The organism is Microbacterium sp. PRC9 (assembly GCF_031844125.1).
Classification (GTDB): domain Bacteria; phylum Actinomycetota; class Actinomycetes; order Actinomycetales; family Microbacteriaceae; genus Microbacterium.
The window spans coordinates 343,252-357,609 of record NZ_JAUZUR010000005.1 but is presented as its reverse complement, the minus strand read 5'-3'; the positions used below and the strand labels follow the sequence as shown (position 1 = coordinate 357,609).

Genomic DNA, 14,358 nt, shown 5'->3' with positions numbered 1-14,358 from the left:
CCTACGCGGGGGTGAGCTCGCGGTCGGCCGCGCGCAGCGCGACCTTGTTGACCTTGCCGCCGGCGTTGCGGGGGAGGGCCGGCACGACGACCAGCGCCTTGGGCTGCTTGAAGCGCGCGAGCTTGTCGCTCAGCCACGCCTGCAGCTCGTCGATCGTGAGCTCCTCGCCCGGTGCCGTCGCGACCGCCGCGACCGGGACCTCGCCCCAGCGCTCGTCGGCGCGGCCGTAGATCGCGACGTCGAGGATCTTCGGGTGGGCGAACAGCACGTTCTCGACCTCGGCGCAGTAGATGTTCTCGCCGCCCGAGATGATCATGTCCTTCTTGCGGTCGACGACCCACACGAAGCCCTCGTCGTCCTGGCGGACCAGGTCGCCAGAGTGGAACCAGCCGCCCTCGAAGGCCTCCGCGGTCTCGGCCGGCTTGCGCCAGTACCCCTTCATGAGGGTGGGTCCGCGGTACACGATCTCGCCGACCTCACCGGGCGCGACGTCGTTCATGTCGTCGTCGACGACGCGGTACTGGATGGTGGGGATCGGCCGGCCCACGGACCCGAGCTTGCGGAGGGAGTCCTCGCCACGCAGCACGCACGTGATCGGAGACAGCTCGGTCTGTCCGAACACGGCGACGTTCGTCGCGTGCGGGAACGTGTCGGCCATCGCGTGCAGCAGTGTGTCGGACGCGGGAGCGGCGCCCCAGCTGATGATGCGCAGGTGCAGGTCGCGCTCCGCGATGCTCGGGTCGGCGCAGATCACCTGCCACTGCTGCGGCACGTTGAAGACGATCGTGGCCTTCTCGCGCTCCCACGCGTCGAGCAGCTCGGTGGCATTGAACGCGCCGAGCGGGTGGATCACGGTCGGGATGCCGAGGATGAAGTTCGGCGCGATCGACCCGAGGCCTGCGATGTGGAAGAGCGGCGCCGTCAGGAACGAGATGTCGCTCTCGTCGACGACGTTGTTCGCGCGGATGCAGGTGATCGACTGCGCGTAGAGGTTGATGTGATCGAGCATCGCGCCCTTCGGGCGCCCGGTGGTGCCCGACGTGTACATGATCAGCGCCGTCGTGTCTTCGGGGACGTCGGGCGCCTCGAAGCCTGCGGGGTCTTCGGCGACGAGGTCCGCCCAAGACTGCTGGCCCTGGCCGGCGTCGCCGATCACGATGACCCTCTTGATGCGGTCGGTGATCTGGGCGACGGCGCCCACGAGCGGGGCGAGCGGTCCCTCGACGATGAGCACGTCCGCGTCGGCGTCGTCGACGATGTAGGCGATCTCCGGCGGCGTGAGCCGGATGTTGATCGGCACGGCGATCGCCCCGATCCGGTTGATGCCGAACACCGAGATCACGACCTCGGGGCGATTCAGCGTGAGCAGCAGCACGCGGTCGCCGGCGGCGACGCCGCGGCGCGCGAGGGCGGCCGCGAACGCGTCGGTGCGGTCCCGCGTCTCGCGCCATGTCGTGGTGGCGCCGAGGAAGCGGAATGCCGCGGCATCCGGCTTCATCTCGGCGTGCGTGGCGACCTGGTTCATCCAGTGGTTGCGCCGCGCGGATGCGGGGATCGCGGTGGGGGCGGAATCGTTCATCGGGTGGCCTCTCGTCACGTCATCGTCAACGGATGCCGCGACCCTGCGGCACCGGTGGCTCGTGTCGAGTATGCCAGGCGTGGCGCCGGATGTCACGACCTTTTGTTAATGGAAATTCACATCGGGCGACGCGCCGGAAGTGAACACGGCCTCGCATTCGGGGCAGCCCACCGAAGCCCGCGAGTAGGCTGTCCGCATGCCCGCTGTCGTGCCCCCCGCCTCACGCACGAGGCCGCGGGACCGCAAGCGCCGCATCGAGGAAGCCGCCGCCCTCGCCTTCGCGCAGAACGGCTATCACGCCGTCGCCATGCAGGACATCGCGGCGGCCGTCGGCATCTCGGCGCCCGCCCTGTACCGGCACTTCCCGAACAAGTACGCGCTGTTCGTGCAGACGGCGTTCACCATCGCGCACCGCCTCATCGAAGACACCGACGCGGCCGCCGCGCTTCCGCTCGACTCACCCGATGACGCCCACGCTGCCCTCGACGCGCTCGTCGACGCGGTCATCGCGACCACCGTCGAACTCCGCGCGACCGGCGGGATCTACCGGTGGGAGGGGCGCTACCTCGAGCACGACGACCGCGAGCTGCTCACCTCCGAGTTCCGTCTGCTCCGTCAGCGGTTCGAGGCGGCGCACGTCGTCTACCGCCCCGAGGTCGACGAGACCGATCGCAGGCTCCTCGTCCTCGGCGCATTGAGCGCAGTCGCGAGCATCACGGCGCATCGCACGGTGGTCGGTGCCAGGGCCTTGCGCAGCCTCCTGGCGGGGGCCGCGTGGCGCGCGCTCGACGGCTCGCTTCCGGCTCCCCACACGGTGGCGGCGACGGATGCTGCGCCCTCGCCTCCGCCCGACGATGAAACCGCTTCCGAGCAGGGGCGTCGGGCGCGCCTCATCGACGCCGCGATCCGGCAGTTCGCCGCGCGCGGCTACAACGAGGTCACCATCGAGGACGTCGCGGTCGAGGTCGACCTCACGCCGTCGGGCGTCTACCGCCACTTCGACGGCAAGTCCGCGCTGCTGCTGGCCGCGTGCGAGCGGGCCGCGGTGGAGCTCGAGCGCGCCGCACTGCACGCGCGGGAGTCGGCGTCCTCGCCCGAGGATGCGCTGCGCCGCCTCTGCCGTGCGTACGTCGACCACACGTTCTCGCACCTCGCGCTGACGCGCATCTACTTCTCCGAGATCGGCAACCTCGCGCCCGAGGAGCAGCGGCGCCTGCGCGCGATGCAGCGGGCGCACATCGCCGACTGGGCGGCGCTGCTGCAGGCCGTGCGTCCCGAACTCGGCGGGCGCGAGGCATCCGTCCTCGTCCATGCCGGGCTGGGCGTGGTCGCCGACCAGGCGCCGCTGCTCACGGTGCGCGACGACGCCGCTGCTGCGCGGCTGACGCGCCTGGTCGAGATCGTGCTGGGCATCGACGCCCGCTGACGCCCCGGGGCCGGGTCAGCGCGCCTTGCCGTGGAGCATCGGGATCATGCGCTCGACCATGTGCATGTCCTTCGGTGAGCGCTCGAGCGTCAGCAGGTTGAGCGCCGCCTTGCGGGTCTGGCGCGCGATCGACTTCGGCACGCTGAACTCGCGCAGGCCGTCGGCGCCGTGGATGCGGCCGAAGCCCGACCCCTTGACGCCGCCGAACGGGAGTGCGCCGATGGCCGCGAAGCCGAGCACGGAGTTGATCGTGACGACGCCGGCGCGCAGCTGCGCGGCGATGCGCTCGCCCTTCTTCGCGTCCTTCGTGAAGACGGCGGCTCCGAGTCCGTACTCGGTCGCGTTGGCGCGGGCGACGGCTTCGTCGAGGTCGGCGACGGTGTTGATGACCACGGTCGGTCCGAAGGTCTCGCGCTGCACGGCGTCGGAGTCCTCGGGGACGTCGACGGGCACGATCGGCGACACCGTCCGGTCGGCGACCGACTCGGGGCCACCGAAGACCGCCCGGCCACCGCGGGCGAGCGCGTCTTGGACGTGGGCGGAGACGACATCCGCCTGAGTGGCGAGGGTCATCGGCCCGTACGTCGGCGCGTCGCCGGTCACGACGATGCGCTTCGCACGCTCGACGACCTTGTCGACGAGGGCATCGCGCACGCGCTGCTCGACGTAGACGCGTTCGACGCCCACGCACGTCTGACCCGCGTTGCCGAGAGCGCCGAACGCGATGAAGTCGGCCGCGGCGTCGAGGTCGGCATCCGTCGCGACGATCAGCGCGTCCTTGCCGCCGCACTCGGCGACCAGCGGGGTGAGGGTCTCGGAGCACGCGGCCATGACCTTCTTCGCGCTGGCGGTCGAGCCGGTGAACGCGACCTTGTCGACGCCCGCACGCACCAGATCCGCCCCGGTCGCCCGGCCACCGGTCACGACCTGGAGCACCGGCCGGTCGCATACCTCGCGCCACCTGTCGGCGACCCACACGGCGGTGCCGGGTGTCAGCTCGCTCGGCTTGAAGACGACGGCGTTGCCGGCCGCGAGCGCGTACGAGATCGAGCCCATCGGCGTGTAGAACGGGTAGTTCCACGGGCCGATGACGCCGACGACGCCGTAGGGCACGTACCCGAGCGTCGCGTGCTGGTTGTAGTTCACGAGCCCCGCCTTGACCTTGCGCCGCTTGAGCACCGGCTCCGCGTTCTTCGCCGCCCAGTCGAGGTGACCGAGCGTGAGCATCACCTCGAGGAGGGCATCGCCGTCGGGCTTGCCGGTCTCGCGCGCGATCGTCGCGGCCAGCGCCTTCGCGTCGCGCGCGATGGCGGCCTTGAACGCGATCAGCACGCGCCGGCGCTCGGAGTACGAGAGACCCGCCCACCACGTCCCTGCTTCGCGGGCGCGATCGACGGTGCGCCGCACGTCGTCGGCCGACGCCACGGGGTACGAGGCGATCGGGGTGCCGGCGCGGGGGTCGGTGGTGGTGAGGACGGACGTGCTGTCGTCGTGCAGGAGGGTCATGTCGGGTCGTTTCCATCTCGTCGCCGAGACTCGTCGTTGAGGGCGGGAAGTGAATGGCGATTCACAGTATCGCCGCCGTGTTCGCGCCGCAAGGGTCCGCACGAAGATTTTCGAATCCTGGTTAGAATGTGGGGAACGAGAGGGGCCCGGGTGTCGCAGAGCAGCGAGGACGGAGCGACGGCGAAATCGCAGCGCACGCGTCAGCGCATCCTGGACGCCGCCGCCCAGGTGCTCAGCCGCAAGGGCTATGCCGGCACGCGGCTCACCGACGTCGCCGACGTCGCAGGGGTGCAGGCCCCCGCGATCTACTACTACTTCGGCTCGCGCGACGACCTCGTCGAAGAGGTGATGTGGGCGGGCGCACACCGCGTGCGCGTGCACGTCGAAGAGGTGATCGCGGCGTTGCCCGACGACGCCACGCCCCTCGACCGCATCCTCGCGGCGGTCGACGCGCACCTGCGCTACGAGCTGCAGATCTCGGACTACACGACGGCGTCCGTCCGCAACGCGGGGCAGGTGCCCGAGCACCTGCGCGTGCGCCCCGCCGCCGAAGAGGCGTCCTACAGCCGCATCTGGCGCGACCTCTTCCACGCCGCCCAGGATGCCGGCCAGCTCCGGCCCGACCTCGACATCAACATCTTCCGCCTGCTGCTCCTGGGGTCCATGAACTGGGCCGTGGAGTGGTGGAACCCCCGCACCCGCAGCCTCGACGACCTCGTCCGCCAGACGCAGGACCTCGTCCGTCACGGCGCCGGCGCCTGACCCCGCCCCGTCGACCCCGCAGCCTCCGCTGTTCCGCAGTCACTTTGTGAGGGTCGCGCGGCGTCCGGCCCGCACAAGGTGACTGCGGAACAGTTCCGTCCTCTGTTCCGCAGTCGCTTTGTGAGGGTCGCGACGCCGTGTGGGCCGCACTTTGTGACTGCGGAGCGGGGCTCGGGACAGCGAAGGGGACGGATGCCTCGGGACGAGGCATCCGTCCCGCGGGGGGATTCCGCCGTCAGGCGAACAGCGACAGGCGCTGCGACAGCACCGCGTGCGCCTGCGACACCGTGCGGCGGACGACCTCGCCGGCGGGCGGGATGTCGTGGATCAGGCCCTGCACCTGGCCCACGGTCCAGATGCCGGCGTCGAGGTCACCGTTCTCGAAGACCTTGCGTCCGCGGGCGCCGGCGACGAGGTCGCGCACGTCGGGGAACTGCCCGCCCTCGGCGAGGATGCGCACCACTTCGTCCGACACGGCGTTCTTCGCGACGCGCGCGGTGTTGCGCAGCGACCGGAAGATGAGGTTCGTGTCGAGCTCGCTCGCCTGGACGATGCGCTCCTTCACCGCCTGTGACACGGGCGACTCCTCGGTGCACATGAACCGCGAGCCCATGTTCACGCCGTCCGCACCGAGCACGAGGGCCGCCGCGAGACCGCGGCCGTCGGCGAACCCTCCGGAGGCGATGAACGGGATGCTGAGGGCATCGGCCGCGGCCGGGATCAGGACGAGCCCCGGCACGTCGTCCTCGCCCGGGTGCCCGGCGCACTCGAACCCGTCGATCGACACCGCCGTGACGCCGACCTTCTCCGCCTTGACGGCGTGCCGCACCGACGTGCACTTGTGGATGACCCGCACGCCATGCTCGCGGAACATCTCCATGTGCGGCTCGGGGTTGGCACCGGCCGTCTCGACGATCGTCACGCCCGCGTCGATGATGGCGCGGCGGTACTCGTCGTACGGCGGTGGGCTGATCGACGGCAGGATCGTGAGGTTCACGCCGAACGGCTTGTCGGTCAGCGTCCGCGCGCGCTCGATCTCGTTCACGAGATCGGCCGGTGTCGGCTGGGTCAGGGCGGTGATCATGCCGAGGCCGCCGGCCTCCGAGACGGCTGCGGCGAGCTCGGCCCGGCCGACCCACATCATGCCGCCCTGCACCACGGGGTGCTCGATGCCGAGCGCCTCGGTGAAGCGGGTCTTCAGTCGCGGCTCGGCGAGCGTCGTGTCACTCATAGGTCTCACCCGCCTCGGCCTTGGCGATCAGCGAGGCCGGCGGAAGGAACCGGTCGCCGTAGCGCTCGGCGAGCTCGCGAGACCGGGCGATGAAGCCGTCCAGCCCGCCCTCGTACTGGTTGATGTACTGGAGCACCCCGCCGGTCCACGCCGGGAAGCCGATGCCGTAGATCGACCCGATGTTGGCGTCCGGCACCGAGGTGAGCACGCCGGCGTCGATGCACGCGACGGTGTCGAGGGCCTCGGCGAACAGCATCCGTTCCTGCAGGTCCTCGAAGGGGAGCACCGTGCGCCCCGAGCGGTACTTCTCGCGCAGGCCCGGCCAGATGCCGACGCGCCGGCCCGACTGGTCGTACTCGTAGAAGCCGCCGCCGGCGCGCCGCCCGGGGCGCTCGGCGTCGAGGACCATCCAGTCCATCACCGCCTCCGACGGATGCTCCACCCACACCGCTCCGGAGGCCTCTTCGGCGGCGCGCGTCTCGAGGCGGATCTTGCGTGAGAGCGAGATGGTCAGCTCGTCGAGGAGCTGCAGCGCGCCCGCCGGGTACCCGGCCTGCAGTGCCGCCTGCTCGACCGACGCGGGCTCGACGCCCTCGCCGACCGCGGCGACCGCCTCGGCGATGAACCGCCCGATGACGCGAGAGGTGAAGAAGCCGCGGGCGTCGTTGACGACGATCGGCGTCTTGCGGATCTGCTGGACGTAGTCGAACGTCTTCGCGAGCACCTCGTCGCTGGTGCGCTGGCCGCGGACGATCTCGACGAGCGGCATCTTGTCGACAGGGGAGAAGAAGTGGATGCCGATGACGTCGTCGGTGCGCTCCACGCCCTCGGCGAGCAGCGTGATCGGCAGCGTCGAGGTGTTCGAGCCGAGCACCGCGTCGGGCTCGACGAGGTGCTGGATCTCCTGGAACACGCCCTGCTTGACGGGCACCGATTCGAACACGGCCTCGATCACGAAGTCCACGCCGGCGAAGTCGGCGGGGTCGGCAGTCGGCGTGATGCGCGCCAGCAGCGCCTCGGAGGTCGAGGCCGTCGTGCGCCCCCGCGCGAGCGCCTTGTCCTCCAACGCCCGCGAGTAGTCCTTGCCCTTCTCGGCCGCCTCGAGGGTGACGTCCTTCAGCACCACTTCGATGCCCGCCTTCGCCGACACATACGCGATCGCAGCGCCCATCATGCCCGCGCCGATCACGCCGACCTTCCTCGCCCGGTACTTCGGGAAGCCGCCCGGGCGCGAACCCCCGGCGTTGATGTGCCCGAGATCGAAGAAGAACGCCTTGATCATGTTCTTCGCGACCTGACCGTGGGTGAGTTCGACGAGGTAGCGGGTCTCGACCTTCGACGCCGTCTCGAAATCGACGTAGGCGCCCTCGACCGCCGCGGCCATCGCGGCGCGGGGTGCGGGAAGCGGCGCGCCCTTCAGCTGCTTGCGCAGCGAGGCCGGGAACGCCGGCAGTGCACCCGCGAGCGACGGCGAGTTCGGCGCGCCGCCCGGGATGCGGAAGCCCTTCGCATCCCACGGCTTCACGGGCGCCGGGTTCGCGGCGATCCACGCCTTGGCGGCCGGCACGAGCTCGTCCGCCGACGGCACGAGCTCGTCGACGATGCCCACCGCGAGGGCGTCCGACGGCGAGAACTTCGTCGCCGGCAGGATGACGTCGGTCAGCGCCTTCTGCAGCCCGAGCATGCGCACGAGGCGCGTGATGCCGCCGCCGCCGGGCAGGAGGCCGAGCGACACCTCGGGCACTCCGAACTGCGCGCCGCGCACGTCGGCGGCGATGCGATGGTGCGCCGCGAGGGCGACCTCGAGGCCGCCGCCGAGCGCCGTGCCGTTCATCGCCGCGACGACGGGGTTTCCGAGCACCTCGAGCCGGCGCAGGTCGGCCTTGACGGCGTCGATGTGGGCCGTCTCCTCAGCGGCCCGCGAAGGGTCCGCGGCGCGCAGCAGGTTCAAGTCGCCGCCGGCGAACCAGCTCTTCTTCGCCGACACCAGGATGACACCGCGGATGTCGTCGCGCTCCGCTTCGAGCCGGTCGGCTGTCGCCTTCAGCGCCGTGGCGAAGTGCGGGTTCATGGTGTTGACGCTGCTGTCGGGGTCGTCGAGGGTGATGACGACGTCGCCATCGGCATCCTGCTCCCACGCGTATCCCTGGTACACGGTCGTGTCGTCGATCGTGGTGCTCATAGGTGTTCTCTTTCCGTGAATCGGTCCAGGCGGATGCGGCTCAGACCCGCTCGATGACGGTGGCGATGCCCATGCCGGCGCCGACGCACAGCGTCGCGAGGCCGCGCTTCTGGTCGCGGCGCTCGAGCTCGTCGAGCAGCGTGCCGAGGATCATGGCGCCGGTGGCGCCCAGGGGGTGGCCGAGCGCGATCGCGCCGCCGTTGACATTGACCTTGTCGTGCGGGATGTCGAGATCCTTCATCCACTTCATGACGACGGCGGCGAACGCCTCGTTGAGCTCGAAGAGATCGATATCGGATGCTGCGAGCCCCGCCCGCTCGAGCGCCTTGAGCGTCGCGGGGGTCGGGCCGGTGAGCATGATCGTCGGCTCGGAGCCCGTGACGGCGGTCGACACGATGCGGGCGCGGGGAGTGAGCCCGAGCCGCTCGCCGGCCTCCTTGCTGCCGATCAGCATGAGTGCGGCGCCGTCGACGATGCCCGACGAGTTGCCCGCGGTGTGGACGTGATCGATGCGCTCGACGGCGTGGTACTTCTGCGTCGCCACGGCGTCGAAGCCCGCGTTCTCGCCCAGCGCCGCGAAGGCCGCGGGGAGGTTTCCGAGGCCCGAGGTGTCGGGGCGGCGGTGCTCGTCGGTGTCGAGCAGCGTCACGCCGTTCTGGTCGCGCACCGGCACGACGGATCCCTCGAACCGCCCCTCGCGCCACGCGGTGTCGGCACGGCGCTGCGACTCGGCGGCGTACGCGTCGACGTCGTCGCGCGAGAAGCCCTCGAGGGTGGCGATGAGGTCGGCGCCGATGCCCTGCGGCACGAAGTACAGGTCGTAGTTGGTGGTCGGGTCCTGCGCGTAGGCGCCGCCGTCCGAGCCGATCGGCACGCGCGACATCGACTCGACGCCGCCGGCGAGCACGAGGTCCTCGAAGCCGGAGGCGACCTTCTGCGCCGCCACGTTGACGGCCTCGAGCCCCGACGCGCAGAAGCGGTTGAGCTGCACGCCGGCCACCGTCTCGGGCAGGCCTGCGACGAGCGCCGCGGTGCGCGCGATGTCGCCGCCCTGCTCGCCGATCGGCGACACCACGCCGAGCACGATGTCGTCGATGAGCGCGGGGTCGACCCCCGGGTTGCGCTCGAGGACGGCGTGGATGAGCCCCACGACGAGGTCGACGGGCTTGGTGCCGTGCAGCGCGCCCCCGCGGTTCTTGCCGCGGGGCGTGCGCACGGCGTCGTAGATGTAGGCGTCAGCCATGTGGTCTCTCCTCACAGTCCGAGGCCCCGGCCGACGATCTCTTTCATGATCTCGGTCGTGCCGCCGTAGATGGTCGTGATGCGCGCGTCCTCGTAGTCGCGCGCGATGCGGTACTCGCGCATGTAGCCGTAGCCGCCGTGCAGCTGCAGGCAGCGGTTCACCACCTGCACGAGCTGCTCCGTGGTCCAGAACTTCGCAGCCGCGGCGTCCTCGGCCGACAGCTCGCCGGCCGAGTGCAGGCGGATGCACCGGTCGATGTACGCGCGGCTGACATCGGTCGCCGTCACCATGTCGGCCAGCTCGAACCGGGTGTTCTGGAAAGACCCGATCGGCTTGCCGAAGGCCTTGCGGTCCGTGACGTAGGTGAGCGTGCGCTCGAGCACGCCCTCGCTGGCGGCGACCGCCGCGGCCGCGATCGACAGGCGCTCCTGGGGAAGATTGCGCATCAGCCCGATGAAACCGGCGCCCTCGGGTCCGAGCAGGTTCGCGGCCGGCACCCGCACGTCTTCGAAGACGAGCTCGCTGGTGTCCTGCGCGTGCAGCCCCACCTTCTCGAGGTTGCGCCCGCGCGAGAAGCCGGGGGTGTCGGTCTCGATCACCAGCAGGCTGAGCCCGCGGTGCGGGTCGTCGCTCGTGCGCACGGCGGTCACGACGAGGTCGGCGTTCTGTCCGTTCGAGATGAAGATCTTCGTGCCGTTGACGATGTAGTCGTCGCCGTCACGCACGGCGGAGGTGCGGATGCCCGCCAGGTCGCTGCCCGTGCCCGGCTCGGTCATCGCCACCGCGACGATGAGCTCGCCCGCAGCGATGCCGGGGAGCCACCGCTGCTTCTGCTCGTCGTTCGTGAGATCGGTGAAGTACGGGATCACGATGTCGTTCGACAGCGCGATGCCCGCCATGCCGTCCGACACGGGGTTGTGGGCGAGCTCCTCGCCCATGATCGCGTGGAACCGGAAGTCGTCGGCCCCACCGCCGCCGTACTCCTCCGGGATCGCGAAGCCGAGGATGCCGGCCTCCGCCGCCTTCGTGAACAGCCATCGGTCGACCTTGCCCTCGGCGCTCCAACGGTCGGCGTTCGGCCTGGCGTACTGCTCGACGAACGCTCGCACCACCTCTCGGAACTGCTCGTGGTCCTCGTCGTAGATGTCTCTCTTCAGCGTCATCGCCGAACCTCCGTGTCGCGGATGCGGCGTCATCGCCGCGAAGCATGTTTTTATTATGCATTAGAAACTGGATGCTGCAACCCGGTGCTTCCCGCCGGATCACAGGGTTGTGCCGGTGGGATTTCTTACGCACGATTAAACGCAGGCGCCGTAGCCGCATCGGCGACGACGCCGCTGGAAAGCGAGGACGACGATGACCACAGCGCTCTACGGACGCACCGCGATCGTGACGGGGGCGAGCCGCGGCATCGGCCTCGCGATCGCCTCGCGTCTGGCCGCCGAGGGGGCGCGCGTGTGCCTCACAGCCCGCCACCCCGAGGAGCTCGAAGAGGCGGTCGCGTCGCTGCCGGACGGCTCCGCGATCGGCGTCGCGGGCGGCGCCGACGACCCCGATCACCGGGCCGAGGCGCTCGACCGCGTCGTCCGGGAGTTCGGCGGCATCGACATCCTCGTGAACAACGCGGGCATCAATCCGGTCTACGGCCGGCTCGCCGAGCTCGACCTCGGTGCCGCGCGCAAGATCCTCGAGGTCAACGTCGTCTCGACGCTCGCGTGGACCCAGGAGGCGTTGCGCCGCGGCCTCGGCGAGGGCGCGCACGGCGGCAGCGTGGTGAACCTCTCGTCGGTGACCGGTGCCATGCCGTCGCCGGGCATCGGCTGGTACGGCGTCACGAAGGCCGCGGTCGCGCACCTCACCACGACCCTGTCGGTCGAACTCGCCCCGCGGGTGCGGGTGAACGCGGTGGCCCCGGCGGTGGTCAAGACCCGGTTCGCCCGCGCGCTGTACGAGGGGCGGGAGGAGGAGGTCGCGTCCGGCTACCCGCTCGGCCGGCTCGGTGTTCCCGAGGATGTCGCCGGCGCCGTGGCGTTCCTCGTGGGCGACGACGCCTCGTGGATCACCGGCCAGGTGCTCACCCTCGACGGCGGCCTGCTCGGCGCGGGGGGCACCGCATGAGCCCGACGGCGGTCGACGACCTGCGCGGCCGAACACGGGCGTTCATCCGTGAGATCGTCCTCCCGGCGGAGCCGGCGCCCGGCGCGCCGCTCGACGATGCGACCCGCGACAGCCTGCGCGCCGCGGCCCGCGAGGCCGGGGTGTTCGCACCTCACGCCCCCGTCGAGTACGGCGGTGGCGGCATCCCGATCGATCAGTGGTCGCCGATCTTCCAGGAGGCCGGGTACTCGCCGATCGGCCCTGCGGTGCTCAACATCATGGCGCCAGACGAGGGGAACATGCACCTGCTGCACGTGACGGGTACGCCCGTGCAGCGCGAGCGCTACCTCGCGCCGCTGGTGCGCGGCGACATCCGCTCGAGCTTCGCGATGACCGAGCCCCACCCGGGCGCGGGTTCAGACCCTCGCGCGCTCTCGACCACGGCGGAGCGGGTCGACGGCGGCTGGCGGATCACGGGGCAGAAGCGCTTCATCAGCGGGGCGAACGGCGCCGCGTTCGCGATCGTGATGGCGCGCACGCCGGCGGTCGAAAGCTGGGACGAGGGGGCGACGATGTTCCTGCTCCCGCTCGACGCGCCGGGCGTCACGATCGGCCCCGACATCCACACGATCGAGGGCGCGATCGCGGGCGGGCATCCGTATGTCAGCTTCGACGGATGCCTCGTCCCCGACGACGACGTGCTCGGCGAACCGGGTCAGGGGTTCCGGTACGCGCAGGTGCGACTCGGCCCCGCACGGCTCACCCACTGCATGCGCTGGCTCGGACTCGCGCGTCGCGCGCACGACACCGCACTCGACAGGGCCAACGCACGCGAGCTCTTCGGTTCGCGTCTGCGCGACCTCGGCGTCGCCCAGGCGCTCCTCGCCGACAGCGTCATCGACCTCGAGACCTCCGATGCCATCATCGACAAGACGGCACGGATGCTGCGCGCCGACGCCCGCGCGGGTGAGGCGCTGTCGTCGGTCGCCAAGGTGCACTGCTCCGAGGCGGTGTTCCGTGTGATCGACCGTGCCGTGCAGCTGTGCGGCGGCGACGGGGTGACCGATGCACTCCCGCTCATCCAGTACCTGAACGAGGTGCGTCCGTTCCGGATCTACGACGGATCGAGCGAGACCCACCGCTGGGCGATCGCCAGACGCGCAGCATCCGCTCGCTCCCGTGACGTCGAGGCGGGCGCGGCCCGGCTCGATGAGGTGACCCCGTGATCGCGGTGCCCGACGGCGTCGAAGCGGTGGCGACCTCGACGGACGCGGCCGGGCTCGAGCGGCCGCCCCTGCTCGTGGTCGACGCGGTCGAGGAGTACCTGCGGGGTCTCGGCTTCGGCGATGGAGCGCTCGCGTGGGCGCGCATCGGCGAGGGCCATTCGAACGTCACCTACGCGGTGTCCTACGGCGGGCGCGACCTCGTGCTGCGGCGCGGGCCGCGCCCGCCGCATCCGCCGTCCACCCACGACATGGCCCGCGAGGCGCGCGTGCAGCGCGTGCTCGCCGCGGCGGGCGTGCCGGTGCCGGTGATCGTCGCCGAGTGCGACGACCCCGCCGTGCTGGGCGTGCCGTTCTACGTGATGGAGCGCGTGGACGGGGAGGTCATCACGGATGCTGTGCCCCCGCCACTCGACGACGCCGACGGTCGTCGTGGAATCGGGTTCGCCGCCGTCGACGCGCTCGCCGACCTGCACGCCGTGCCCGTCGACGCCGGCGAGGTCGCCGCGCTCGGACGACCCGACGGCTACCTCGCGCGCCAGGTCGGCCGTTTCGCGGCGCTGTGGGACGTGAACTCGCGGCGCTCGTTCCCCGCGGTGGCAGAGCTCGCCGCGTGGCTGGCCGAGCGCATGCCCGAGACCCGGCGCACCGCCGTCGTGCACGGCGACTTCCGCATCGGCAACCTCATGTACGCACCCGGAGCGCCGGCGCGCGTCGCCGCGATCCTGGACTGGGAGATGGCCACGCTCGGCGACCCGCTCGCCGACCTCGGCTACTTCACCGCGACCTACGCCCGCCCGGGCTCTTCACCCACGCCGCTCGAACTGACACCCGTCACCCGGCTCGACGGGTTCCCCGAGACCGCGGAGCTCGTCGCGAGGTATGCGGCGCGGCATCCGCTCGATCTGTCGATGCTGCCCTGGTACGAAGCGCTCGCCTTCTTCAAGGCCGCGGTGTTCTGCGAGGCGCTGTACACCCGCTGGCTCGACGGCCAGCGCCCCGCAGACACGTTCGGCCCGACCCTCGAGGACGGAGTTCCGCGGCTGCTCGAGGCCGCCCAGGACAGGGCCGCGGCCCTCGGCGCCTGATCCGAGTACGCCGGAATCTCC

11 protein-coding genes are annotated in these 14,358 nt (G+C 71.0%); 5 read left to right on the top strand and 6 right to left on the bottom strand.

Annotated elements, in window-relative coordinates; translation table 11 throughout:
* Window position 1: 1 nt before the first annotated feature.
* On the bottom strand, window positions 2–1,579 hold the full coding sequence (gene fadD5, locus Q9R33_RS13210; protein ID WP_311294059.1) for a fatty-acid--CoA ligase FadD5: 1,578 nt from the start codon (window positions 1,577–1,579) through the stop codon (window positions 2–4).
* A gap of 196 nt (window positions 1,580–1,775) precedes the next feature.
* Here fadD5 and Q9R33_RS13205 point away from each other — a divergent pair, with 196 nt between their 5' ends.
* Window positions 1,776–3,005 (top strand): TetR/AcrR family transcriptional regulator, encoded by a 1,230-nt coding sequence (locus Q9R33_RS13205; protein ID WP_310249286.1) that lies wholly within the window; start codon window positions 1,776–1,778, stop codon window positions 3,003–3,005.
* 15 nt (window positions 3,006–3,020) lie between these two features.
* Here Q9R33_RS13205 and Q9R33_RS13200 read toward each other — a convergent pair whose 3' ends face one another.
* The gene (locus tag Q9R33_RS13200) at window positions 3,021–4,511 is read right to left on the bottom strand and encodes an aldehyde dehydrogenase family protein (protein WP_311294058.1); all 1,491 of its coding nucleotides are present in this window, start codon (window positions 4,509–4,511) and stop codon (window positions 3,021–3,023) included.
* Between the two features lie 150 nt (window positions 4,512–4,661).
* Here Q9R33_RS13200 and Q9R33_RS13195 point away from each other — a divergent pair, with 150 nt between their 5' ends.
* Window positions 4,662–5,273, top strand: a complete 612-nt coding sequence (locus tag Q9R33_RS13195; RefSeq protein WP_045298384.1) for a TetR/AcrR family transcriptional regulator — start codon at window positions 4,662–4,664, stop codon at window positions 5,271–5,273.
* A gap of 235 nt (window positions 5,274–5,508) precedes the next feature.
* Here Q9R33_RS13195 and Q9R33_RS13190 read toward each other — a convergent pair whose 3' ends face one another.
* Genes Q9R33_RS13190 through Q9R33_RS13175 form a run of 4 tightly spaced genes read right to left on the bottom strand, consistent with a single transcriptional unit; the run spans window position 5,509 to window position 11,086 of the window.
* Entirely contained in the window at window positions 5,509–6,504 is a 996-nt protein-coding gene (locus tag Q9R33_RS13190; protein WP_311294057.1) for a nitronate monooxygenase family protein, read from the bottom strand.
* The gene (locus Q9R33_RS13185; protein ID WP_311294056.1) at window positions 6,497–8,686 is read right to left on the bottom strand and encodes a 3-hydroxyacyl-CoA dehydrogenase NAD-binding domain-containing protein; all 2,190 of its coding nucleotides are present in this window, start codon (window positions 8,684–8,686) and stop codon (window positions 6,497–6,499) included. The genes Q9R33_RS13190 and Q9R33_RS13185 overlap by 8 nt, the downstream gene beginning before the upstream one ends.
* Window positions 8,687–8,726: 40 nt before the next feature.
* A complete protein-coding gene (locus Q9R33_RS13180; RefSeq protein WP_310249275.1) occupies window positions 8,727–9,929 on the bottom strand; it encodes an acetyl-CoA C-acetyltransferase in 1,203 nt (400 codons plus the stop codon).
* An 11-nt stretch (window positions 9,930–9,940) separates the two neighbouring features.
* Window positions 9,941–11,086: an acyl-CoA dehydrogenase family protein gene (locus tag Q9R33_RS13175; protein ID WP_311294141.1), complete on the bottom strand. Its 1,146-nt coding sequence runs from the start codon at window positions 11,084–11,086 to the stop codon at window positions 9,941–9,943.
* 199 nt (window positions 11,087–11,285) lie between these two features.
* On the opposite strand from Q9R33_RS13175, the gene Q9R33_RS13170 reads away from it, so the two are divergent.
* Genes Q9R33_RS13170 through Q9R33_RS13160 form a run of 3 tightly spaced genes read left to right on the top strand, consistent with a single transcriptional unit; the run spans window position 11,286 to window position 14,337 of the window.
* Window positions 11,286–12,047, top strand: a complete 762-nt coding sequence (locus Q9R33_RS13170) for an SDR family oxidoreductase (protein WP_056371932.1) — start codon at window positions 11,286–11,288, stop codon at window positions 12,045–12,047.
* Complete coding sequence (locus Q9R33_RS13165; RefSeq protein WP_311294055.1) at window positions 12,044–13,252, top strand: acyl-CoA dehydrogenase family protein; 1,209 nt, start codon at window positions 12,044–12,046, stop codon at window positions 13,250–13,252. The genes Q9R33_RS13170 and Q9R33_RS13165 overlap by 4 nt, the downstream gene beginning before the upstream one ends.
* Window positions 13,249–14,337 carry a phosphotransferase family protein gene (locus Q9R33_RS13160; protein ID WP_311294054.1) on the top strand — a complete coding sequence of 363 codons (1,089 nt, stop codon included), beginning with the start codon at window positions 13,249–13,251 and terminating at the stop codon, window positions 14,335–14,337. The genes Q9R33_RS13165 and Q9R33_RS13160 overlap by 4 nt, the downstream gene beginning before the upstream one ends.
* Window positions 14,338–14,358: the final 21 nt, after the last annotated feature.